The 10192-nt window shown below is 40.3% G+C and carries 9 protein-coding genes; 8 read left to right on the forward strand and 1 reads right to left on the reverse strand.

What is annotated here, in order from left to right; genetic code table 11:
* A partial coding sequence (gene purH, locus B4F08_RS07135) for a bifunctional phosphoribosylaminoimidazolecarboxamide formyltransferase/IMP cyclohydrolase (RefSeq protein ID WP_291373944.1) occupies positions 1 to 1413 on the forward strand: 1413 nt, incomplete at its 5' end.
* A gap of 149 nt (positions 1414 to 1562) precedes the next feature.
* A complete protein-coding gene (gene purD / locus B4F08_RS07140) occupies positions 1563 to 2846 on the forward strand; it encodes a phosphoribosylamine--glycine ligase (RefSeq protein ID WP_291373945.1) in 1284 nt (427 codons plus the stop codon).
* A gap of 49 nt (positions 2847 to 2895) precedes the next feature.
* Here the strand turns inward: purD and B4F08_RS07145 are convergent, their stop codons facing one another.
* A complete protein-coding gene (locus B4F08_RS07145) occupies positions 2896 to 3984 on the reverse strand; it encodes an AraC family transcriptional regulator (RefSeq protein ID WP_291373946.1) in 1089 nt (362 codons plus the stop codon).
* Between the two features lie 201 nt (positions 3985 to 4185).
* Here B4F08_RS07145 and B4F08_RS07150 point away from each other — a divergent pair, with 201 nt between their 5' ends.
* From B4F08_RS07150 to B4F08_RS07175, 6 genes are all read left to right on the forward strand, one after another.
* Positions 4186 to 5076 carry a 3-hydroxyacyl-CoA dehydrogenase gene (locus tag B4F08_RS07150; RefSeq protein ID WP_291373947.1) on the forward strand — a complete coding sequence of 297 codons (891 nt, stop codon included), beginning with the start codon at positions 4186 to 4188 and terminating at the stop codon, positions 5074 to 5076.
* 674 nt (positions 5077 to 5750) lie between these two features.
* Complete coding sequence (locus tag B4F08_RS07155; RefSeq protein WP_086207755.1) at positions 5751 to 6626, forward strand: MetQ/NlpA family ABC transporter substrate-binding protein; 876 nt, start codon at positions 5751 to 5753, stop codon at positions 6624 to 6626.
* A 73-nt stretch (positions 6627 to 6699) separates the two neighbouring features.
* Positions 6700 to 7725, forward strand: coding sequence for a methionine ABC transporter ATP-binding protein (locus B4F08_RS07160; protein WP_291373948.1), 1026 nt, complete (start codon positions 6700 to 6702; stop codon positions 7723 to 7725).
* Positions 7722 to 8417, forward strand: coding sequence for a methionine ABC transporter permease (locus B4F08_RS07165; RefSeq protein WP_086207757.1), 696 nt, complete (start codon positions 7722 to 7724; stop codon positions 8415 to 8417). The genes B4F08_RS07160 and B4F08_RS07165 overlap by 4 nt, the downstream gene beginning before the upstream one ends.
* A 98-nt stretch (positions 8418 to 8515) precedes the next feature.
* On the forward strand, positions 8516 to 9145 hold the full coding sequence (locus tag B4F08_RS07170; RefSeq protein ID WP_291373949.1) for a hypothetical protein: 630 nt from the start codon (positions 8516 to 8518) through the stop codon (positions 9143 to 9145).
* A gap of 182 nt (positions 9146 to 9327) precedes the next feature.
* The coding region (locus tag B4F08_RS07175; RefSeq protein WP_291373950.1) for a PHP domain-containing protein at positions 9328 to 10192 on the forward strand (865 nt) is incomplete at its 3' end.

A 10192-nucleotide genomic window follows, 5' to 3' on the forward strand; every position in this document is an offset into this window, starting at 1 on the left:
GGTTTCCCAGAAATGATGGATGGTCGTGTAAAAACGCTACACCCGAAAATTCATGGTGGTATCTTAGCTCGTCGCGGTCTAGACGAAGCTGTGATGGCTGAACACAATATCGATGCAATAGATCTTGTAGTTGTGAACCTTTATCCATTTGCTGCAACAGTCGCTAAACCGAACTGTTCACTTGCAGATGCCATAGAGAACATCGACATCGGTGGTCCAACTATGGTTCGCGCTGCTGCGAAAAACCATGCGTCTGTAGGTATTGTTGTAAATGCTTCTGACTATGACACCGTTGTTGCCGAGCTTAAAGCAGATGGCGCGTTGTCTTATGAAACTCGTTTTGATTTAGCAGTCAAAGCTTTCGAACACACTGCACAATACGATGGCATGATTGCTTCTTACCTTGGCGCGCGCGTAGGCAAAGCTGAAGGTGAAGCGGACAAGTTTGCTCGTACTTTCAATACACAGCTCAATAAAGCTCAAGACTTACGTTACGGTGAAAACCCGCACCAATCAGCTGCATTCTATGTAGAAAGCACAGCTACTGAAGCCTCTGTTTCAACAGCGAAACAACTTCAAGGTAAAGAGCTTTCTTATAACAACATCGCGGATACCGATGCAGCACTTGAATGTGTTAAATCTTTTGCTAAACCAGCCTGCGTCATTGTGAAACATGCAAACCCATGTGGCGTTGCAGTTTCATTAGACGGTATTCAAACCGCTTATGACTTGGCTTATGCAACTGACCCAGAATCTGCTTTCGGTGGAATCATTGCATTCAACCGTGAGCTAGATGTAGCAACTGCACAAGCAATCGTTGACCGTCAATTCGTAGAAGTAATCATTGCTCCAAGCATTGCCGATGGCGTACTTGAAGTCACTGGTGCAAAGAAAAATGTTCGTGTATTGGTGTGCGGTGAATTACCAGCGATTGATGAGCGTGCTCCGCAGTTAGACTACAAGCGTGTTAACGGTGGTTTATTGGTTCAAGACCAAGACTTGGGCATGATCACAAAAGATGATCTAAAAGTTGTGACCAAACGCGCACCAACTGAAGCTGAAATTGATGATTTGATCTTCGCTTGGAAAGTTGCGAAATACGTGAAATCAAATGCCATTGTTTATGCTAAAGGTCGTCAAACCATTGGTGTAGGCGCAGGTCAAATGAGCCGTGTTAACTCAGCGCGTATTGCTGCGATTAAAGCGGAACATGCCGGTTTAGTGGTTGAAGGTGCGGTTATGGCATCGGATGCATTCTTCCCGTTCCGTGATGGTATTGATAATGCAGCGAAAGCAGGCATTAAATGTATTATCCAACCAGGCGGTTCTATGCGTGACGAAGAAACCATTGCTGCTGCGGATGAAGCAGGCATTGCGATGGTCTTTACTGGTATGCGTCACTTCCGTCATTAATTGATTAGAAGTCATATTTATTAATCCCCCTAAATCCCCCTTTGTAAAAAGGGGGACTTTTCACGTAAGAAACCTTGGTTTTCATGCGTGATCCCTTCCCTTTTTTAAAGGGAGGTCGGGAGGGATTCTTTTCTTTGAGGGATTTTTAGATGAACATTTTAGTTTTGGGTAATGGCGGTCGTGAACATGCATTGGCATGGAAAATCGCACAAGATGAGAAAGTTGCAAAAGTATTTGTAGCTCCTGGTAATGCAGGTACAGCGACAGAAAATAAATGTGAAAATGTTGCGCTTAACATTTTAGACAACCCTGCAATTATCGACTTTGCAAAAAATAATGCGGTAGATTTGATTATTGTTGGCCCAGAAGCACCGCTTGTAAATGGTGTAGTGGATGCCTGCCGCGCGGCAGAGCTTAAAATTTGGGGACCAACTCAATTTGCTGCTCAGTTAGAAGGCTCGAAAGCTTTTGCTAAGCACTTCTTAAAGCGCCACAACATTCCTACAGCATTCTATGATGTATTTACTGAAGTCGATGCAGCGAAAGCTTTTGTTGAAAAAAATGGTGCGCCTATCGTAATCAAGGCAGATGGTCTTGCTGCGGGTAAAGGCGTGATTGTAGCCATGACCAATCAAGAAGCTTTTGATGCAATTGATGACATGTTGGCAGGCAACAAATTTGGTGATGCAGGTTCACGTGTCGTAATCGAGCAATTCCTTGCAGGTGAAGAAGCCTCTTTCATTTGTATGATTGATGGCGACAACATTTTACCAATGGCAACGTCGCAAGATCATAAACGCATTTTTGAAGGTGACCAAGGTCCAAACACAGGCGGTATGGGAGCTTACTCTCCTGCTCCTGTGGTGACTGCCGATGTCTTTGACAAAGTCATGAAGGAAGTGATGCGTCCGACAGTTGATGGTATGAAAGCCGATGGTCATGTCTATACAGGCTTCTTATACGCAGGCTTGATGATTGATGATGCGGGTCAACCACGTGTGATCGAATTCAACTGCCGTTTTGGTGACCCTGAAACTCAACCGATTATGATGCGTTTACAATCATCTTTGGTTGAATTAGTAGAAGCAGGTATTGCAGGAAAGCTTCCAGAAGAAGCACAGTGGGATGACCGTAAAACGGTCGGTATCGTACTGGCATCTAAAGGCTACCCTGAAACATCAAGCAATGATGATGTGATTTCAGGTTTAGATACACAAATGACCGATGCTAAAGTGTTCCATGCTGGCACGAAGGCCAATGAAAATGGCGAGATCGTGACTGCTGGTGGTCGTGTACTCTGCGTAACTGCACTAGGGAATACAATCGGTGAAGCACAAGCCAAAGCTTTAGAACTTTGCCAAAAAGTAACTTTTGAGGGTGTTCAATATCGTAAAGATATTGGTTACCGCGCGATTGCTCGTGAAAATGCTTAATTTCAACTGAGTCAGTTAAGTTAAAAACCCGCATAATAATGCGGGTTTTTTATTGATCTTGATTTCTCAGCTTTTTCAACTGGCGCGGTGCCACACCAAACCAATTTTTACAAGCACGACTTAACGCAGATTGTTCAGAAAAACCCAATACTGAAGCAATTTGGCTCATTGATGCTTTTGAGTCGGCTAAATATTGCAGTAATAATTGCTGTCTAAGTTTATCTCGGATCTGTTCGAAACTTGTGCCCTCTTCATCTAATTTACGTTGTAAGCTTCGCGGGTGCATCGCAAGCATACACGCAATATCCGTTTTATTGGCTTTAGGTCCAGACAAATGAATACGTATCGCATGTTGTACGCGATCACTCAATGAACCCTGATGACTGCGAAAGCTCCGCTCAAGATAACTATCCACAATTTCACGTAGACCATGATCAATACTAGCCAAAGTAATATTCAACATATCTTTATGTAAAAATAAGGCTGCATGTTGTTGGTTCTCAAGCACATCTGTATGAAAAAAACGCTTATACGTACTTAAAGGCGCGATTGGACTATGTGGTAATGTCACCTTCAGTGGCTGATATTGTTCACCACTTAAATAGCGCATAACACGATGACATACGGCAAGCCCAAGATCCATAGACTGGCGTTTACTCAAAATAGGAGTCGAATCATTTAGCTGTATATCAAAAACGATTGCAACAATATCCGCATGTGGCTCAAATAAATCGGCGGCAATGGCTTCATTAATATATAGCCGCAATGCCGAACCATGAAGAAACAATAAATCTGAACTGTACTTAATCACTTCTCGCAGTGTAGAAGCACTCTGTAAAATTAGCCCGAGCACACCTAAAATACCAATGTCTTGATACTGGGAAATACGTAAGCCGAAATCAGGACAATGGGTCTGCTGTGCACTATCCTCTAAAAGCTGAATCATTGCAGTGTGTGATATCCACGCATTATCATCTTGTAATTGCCCAAGTTGAATACCATATTTTTCCAATAACGGTATTGGGTCTATTCCCAATTGTTGCATAAGATCCAAGTATCCCCGTAAACCGGAACTATGCACCATGTCATCATGGATATTTTTATGGCGTAAAACCGCGAGCGAATCTTCCTGATTCATTCCAACAATTCCTGTCTCAACAAGTCAAAAAATAGACTCATTCTGTCAAGTTAACATATAAATGTCTCGGCAGAATAGCTCCAATGAACATTTTATTGCTTCATTGATACTGTATATCAAGCAAATAAAATGTTGTCCTAAAAATGTAGCTCATGGATATGAAAACTACATTCATCATTAAAGACAAAAAAGGAAAATAGAATGAACTTTAAAAATGTCACTGTTGCAGGTAGTGGTGTACTCGGCTATCAAATTGCATTTCAAACCGCATTTCACGGCTTTAAAGTCAGCGTTTATGACATCAATGATGAAGTGCTTGGCAAAGCCAAAGCCAAATTTTTTGAATTATGTGAATGCTATAAACGTGATCTCAATGCAACCCAAGATCAACTCGACAATACATTTAACAATCTTAGTTATCATTCGAACCTTGCCGAAGCAGTCAAAGATGCAGACCTTGTGATTGAAGCTGTACCAGAGGATCCAGCTATTAAACGGGATTTTTATGAAAAATTAAGCCAAGTTGCACCTGAAAAAACTATTTTTGCAACCAACACGTCGACGTTATTGCCAAGCGAATTTGCTGAAGTGACTGGACGCCCAGCAAAGTTTTTAGCCTTGCATTTTGCTAATATGATTTGGGTGAATAACATGGCTGAAATTATGGGACATGCATCTACAGATCTTAGCGTCTTCAACCAGTTAGTTGAATTTTCCAAAGCGATTGGAATGTTACCACTGCCAATTTACAAAGAACAACCTGGCCATCTCCTCAACTCAATGCTGGTTCCGTTTTTAATTTCAGCACTAGACCTTTGGATCAATGAAGTGTCTGATCCACAAACCGTAGATAAAGCATGGATGAAGTCATTTGGTTCACCCAAAGGTCCGTTTGCAATCTTAGACATTATTGGCATTAACACAGTATATAACGTTGCAAAATTGCATGCCGATACCAACCCACTGATGGCACGTCTCATGAATCGACTGCAAACAGAATTTATTGAGCCTGGTCACCTCGGTATGCCAACAGGACAGGGTTTTTATAGTTATCCGAATCCAAATTATGAATCTAAAACCTTTTTACAGTAATTTGAGTTTTTAGCCTTAACCGCCTATGGCTATTCTAGGATAGTCGTAGGCAATACCAACGAATATGCTCGATTCTCCTGTCTTCACTACTATCTAAGAATAAACAGCGATAGGCTCAGTTTTTGCATTGACTCAAATACTCAAACAAACCTAATCATAAGCATTGAACTGCTTACATCTTTATAATTTCATCTGATTCAGCCTTTCAATCGCAGAAATATCCGTATTTTCGTCCGAGACTTTATTCAGCTTATATCTATTTTTTGTATTTAGTTTAGATAAAATCTTATAAAGAACAAAAATTAAACAAACCATTATTTTTTAATAGTTTAATTAAAAATAATATATTGTTTTCACTATAAAAATATAAAGTACCGCGCTATTGCTAATCTTAAAATCAGATAAGTATTAAATTTTTATGCTCTATATCGAATATTACTTTGTTGATATGATGTGCAAAATTTAACGATTGAGCATATATGTTACTCGTTATTTGAAAAGCATCATTTTTTAAATATGAAGGAAACATATACGACTGATATAGCATTGCAAGCTTGCAAAACACACATTACAGTCTTATGCATCAAATCAGGAATGTCTGATTTAAAATCAATTAATCTCTCTATAGTTCAGGTAAGTGATACCTCATTTGGATGCTTACTCGGGAAGAAAAAATGAAAAAAATTCTAGGAATTGCACTGGGTTTATCTGTTGTTTTAACAGGTTGTAGTAAACCTGAAGCACCTGCAACAGATGCAACTAAAAAGGATACAGCAACCACTGCTGAGCAAACAGTAACTATCGCATCGACAGGGTCTGATGCGGACATTTGGCGCTATATTGCAACTTTGCCAGAAACCAAAGAAGCAGGTTTAAAATTAGACATTAAAAACTTCACTGACTATGTTGCAATGAACACCGCTGTTGCAAACAATGAAGTCGATGTCAACGCATTCCAATCTTATGCTTATTTGGTTGCCTACAACGAAGCAAACACAGCGAAGATTGCTCCGCTTTCTACCACCTACCTAGAGCCAATGGGTATTTACTCAAGCAAAGTAAAAACACTGGCTGAATTTAAAAATGGTGCAACGATTGCGATTCCAAATGACGGTGCGAACGAATCACGTGCATTGTTATTATTACAATCTGCGGGTCTTGTGAAGTTAAAAAATGACTTTGACTTTGTGAAAGGTACATCTCAAGACATCGTTGAAAACAACAAAGCACTTGTCATCAAGCCTATTCAAATGGCAACGGCTGTACGTGTGAAAGACGAAGTTGATGCAATTGTGTTGGGGAATACCCTTGCAATGGAAGGTGGTCTAAACGTATTGAAAGATGCGATTTACTATGAGCCAATCGACCAAACCACGAAAATGAACGTCAACGTTCTTGCTGTGGCTGAAGCGCGTCAAAACGACCCTGTACTGAAAAAAGTTGGTGAGCTTTACCATGTCGCTGCAGTAGGCAAATATGTTCAAGAGCATTTTGGTGGCACAAAAATTGATGTGAACAAGCCAGTAAGCTACCTTACTCAAGCTAAATAGTAATATAATCAAATCAACGAAACAGGCAAAGTCTCTTTGCCTGTTTTTTCATTTTTGTGTAGTTTTTGACGATATGATTCAATTTAAAAACATTTCAAAGCACTATCAGCTAAAAGGCCAAACCATTCCTGCACTGGACCAAATCAATTTGGACATTCCAGAGGGCAGTATTTTTGGCATTATTGGCTATAGTGGTGCAGGTAAAAGTACCCTCATTCGATTGATCAATTTACTTGAACGCCCAACCCAAGGCCAAGTGATTATCAATCAAAAAGACTTTACTGCATTAGATGCAAAAGCATTACGTCAAGAACGTGCAAATATTGGCATGATTTTCCAGCATTTCAATTTACTGCAGACCAAAACTGTTGCAGCCAATATTGAAATGCCAATGAAACTTTTAGGTTATAGCAAAGCTGAACGTGAAAAACGTTTAAATGAGCTACTTGAGTTTATTGACCTCAAGCATAAAAAAGAAGCTTATCCAGACGAGCTCTCGGGTGGTCAAAAACAACGTGTCGGTATTGCTCGTGCGCTTGCCAACCATCCTAAAATTTTACTTTGTGATGAAGCAACTTCTGCACTAGACCCACAAACCACCAAGTCGGTCTTAGACTTGCTCAAAAAAATCAATCAAGAGCAAGGCATTACCATCGTCATGGTGACACATGAGATGGATGTGATTCAAAGCATCTGCTCACATGTGGCCGTGATGGAACTCGGCAAAGTGGTTGAAACTGGAAAAACAGTGGACTTGTTTAGTCGTCCACAACATGCAACAACGCAGAATTTTATTCAAACGATTTTGCATCAACAGTTACCGATTAAACTGCTGAATAATTTGGAACATAAGCACCATCACAGTATTTATCGCTTACAGTTCCTTGGTCAGTCTGCACATGAAACCGTGATCCAAAATTTAATTAGACAGTTTGATATTAGTCTCAATATCCTATTTGCCAACATGATTGAAATTGATGGCAATGTGATTGGCCAAATGTTTGTTCAGTTATTAGGGGATGAAACTTTAATTACTGAAGCAGTGGAGTTTTTAAAACAGCATGGTGTGGCTGTTGAGCAATCAGGAGAACTGGCATGAGAGATTTAATTGTCCAGTGGTTAACTCAAATTACCGCGCCGTTTTGGAAAAGTTCACTATCTATTGATCAGTTCATTACCGCTTTGCAAGAAACCTTTCATATGGTGTTTTTTGCAATGCTATTTGGCTGTATTTGGGGCTTTATTCAGGCCATCATTTTATTGGTGACACGCCCAGATGGTATTTTACCCAACAAAGCGATTTATCACATTCTTAACCCGATTGTGAATGCCCTGCGCTCTCTACCCTTTATTATCTTGCTCATTGCAGTTCTACCTTTAACTAAACTGATCGTAGGCACCTCGATTGGCACGTGGGCGGCAATTGTTCCTCTTACGATCTACGTTGGACCCTATATTGGTCGTTTGGTCGAAACGTCATTGCTTGAAGTGAATGAAGGAATTATCGAATCTGCTCAAGCCATGGGCGCAACACCGCTACAAATCATTTTTAAGTTTATTTTACCTGAAGCACGTAGTTCACTGATTTTGAACTTAACCACAGCCACGATTAGCTTAATTGGCGCAACCGCGATGGCTGGTGCAGTAGGTGCAGGTGGTATTGGTGACCTTGCTATTTCTTATGGTTATCAACGTTTTGATACTAGTGTTGTAATACTCACGGTGATTGTGCTGTTGATCATGGTACAAATTGTACAATCCGTTGGGGATTGGTTGTCTAAACTGCGTTAACAAAATTAAGCTCTCAATATTGAGAGCTTTTTTTCAGATTTAAATTTTATATAATGACAACACAAAGAATTCAAAATTACGACTTTAAAATCATCACCATGAAAACACCCATTTTATTTCTAAGTATAAGTCTTTTGCCGATACTCAGTCATGCAGTGCCAAATACGTATGACTACGTCACCAGTGTGAAAGTGAATCAGGTCGAACTGAATGCCCCTGTGACAGCACATCAAGTCAGTCAATTGCTCGCTCAATCGAATGGAAAAGTCAGCAAGCAATATACTGAATGCACAGGCAACTATGAATACAGTACTGCAAATGCCCAATACAAAACCCTAAAGTTTGAAATTTTTAACGAAGATAATCCCAAGATTCAGACTGAAAAATTCTATAAAGACAAAGCGAATTTTAAACAACTCGGTCAAACCAAAGGCCGTGTTTGGCTTAACTGGAAAAGTACTCAAGGCATGAGCGAAAACATACGCGTGCAAAATATTCACATCACGCCGAATTATACTTTGCAGCAATTTAAACAAGACTTTAAATACAGTGCACAAGGTATAGCAGCATCAGGCCAAGCCCAAATCCTGCTCTTGCAGCCCAGTGAAATCAAAGCTTTTTTGAAAGAACCGCAAGACTTTGCCCCACCCTACACGGCTTATCTCAGCTTCGGTTTTAAAAATGGACGGCTAAACAGTTTTGCCGTTCAGCAAGCGGTGGCCTGCTAAAATCTTTTTATGCCAAGAACAAGGACTGACATTGCCTTTTCTAAGTTGTTTTAAAGTTACTGACAATAAAATATACAGTCCAAACGCTACATGCTATTAAATTTTGCCAATTCATTTGAATCGCACTCAGAATGAAGGCAGAGCATGTTAAACTATTTAGCGGTTTTTGCAGGGACTCACTTATGCACTTTGTACATCTTGGTATTCATACAGAATTTTCAATCACAGAATCAATTGTACGTATACCTGATTTAGTCAAAGCTGCTAAGGCAGAAGGTATGCCAGCCCTTGCCATTACTGACCTATCTAACTTACATGCTGCTGTAAAGTTTTATGGTAAATGCTTAGATAATGGCATCAAACCAATTATGGGTTCAGAAGTTCGCTTGAATGATGCTGAACATCGCGTGACTTTATTGGCGATGAGCAATGTTGGCTGGCGTAATCTGACTGAACTGGTTTCCGAGGGTTTTATCCGTGGTCAACAGCTTGATATTCCTTGCGTTGCAAAAGACTGGATTTTAGAGCAAAACCACGACCTGATTGCTCTACTTGGCATACAATCTGATGTCGGCAAAATGCTCTGTACATCGAATCCGCAAAAAGCTGAACCTTTACTCGAAGAATGGATTGCAAAGTTCGGCAATCGTGTTTATTTGGCTCTATGCCGAACAGGTCGTTCAGGCGAAGATGACTTCAACTATGAAGCCTTAAAACTGGCTAAAAAATATAACATAGGTGTGGTTGCACATAACGATGTGCATTTCATGAAAGAAATGGACTTTGAAGCACACGAAGCCCGGGTCTGTATTGCCGATGGTTATGTATTAGGGGATAACCGCCGACCAAAAAATTACTCTCCAGAGCAATATTTTAAATCTGGCCAACAAATGGCGGAATTATTTGCAGACATTCCCTCTGCAATTGAAAATACTTATCAAATTGCCAAACGTTGTAACGTTACCCTGCAATTAGGTAAATACTTTCTGCCTGACTACCCTATCCCTGAAGGCCATACCATTAACACCTACTTTGCACATTTATCCA

Source organism: Acinetobacter sp. UBA6720 (genome assembly GCF_002454215.1).
Classification (GTDB): Bacteria; Pseudomonadota; Gammaproteobacteria; order Pseudomonadales; family Moraxellaceae; genus Acinetobacter.

Excerpts from the sequence above, each read along its gene's own strand:
- B4F08_RS07165 (WP_086207757.1), top strand. The coding sequence starts at position 7,722 with ATGAGAGATTTAATTGTCCAGTGGTTAACTCAAATTACCGCGCCGTTT.
- B4F08_RS07170 (WP_291373949.1), top strand. The coding sequence starts at position 8,516 with ATGAAAACACCCATTTTATTTCTAAGTATAAGTCTTTTGCCGATACTC.
- B4F08_RS07155 (WP_086207755.1), top strand. The coding sequence starts at position 5,751 with ATGAAAAAAATTCTAGGAATTGCACTGGGTTTATCTGTTGTTTTAACA.
- B4F08_RS07145 (WP_291373946.1), bottom strand. The coding sequence starts at position 3,984 with ATGAATCAGGAAGATTCGCTCGCGGTTTTACGCCATAAAAATATCCAT.
- B4F08_RS07160 (WP_291373948.1), top strand. The coding sequence starts at position 6,700 with ATGATTCAATTTAAAAACATTTCAAAGCACTATCAGCTAAAAGGCCAA.
- B4F08_RS07150 (WP_291373947.1), top strand. The coding sequence starts at position 4,186 with ATGAACTTTAAAAATGTCACTGTTGCAGGTAGTGGTGTACTCGGCTAT.
- purD (WP_291373945.1), top strand. The coding sequence starts at position 1,563 with ATGAACATTTTAGTTTTGGGTAATGGCGGTCGTGAACATGCATTGGCA.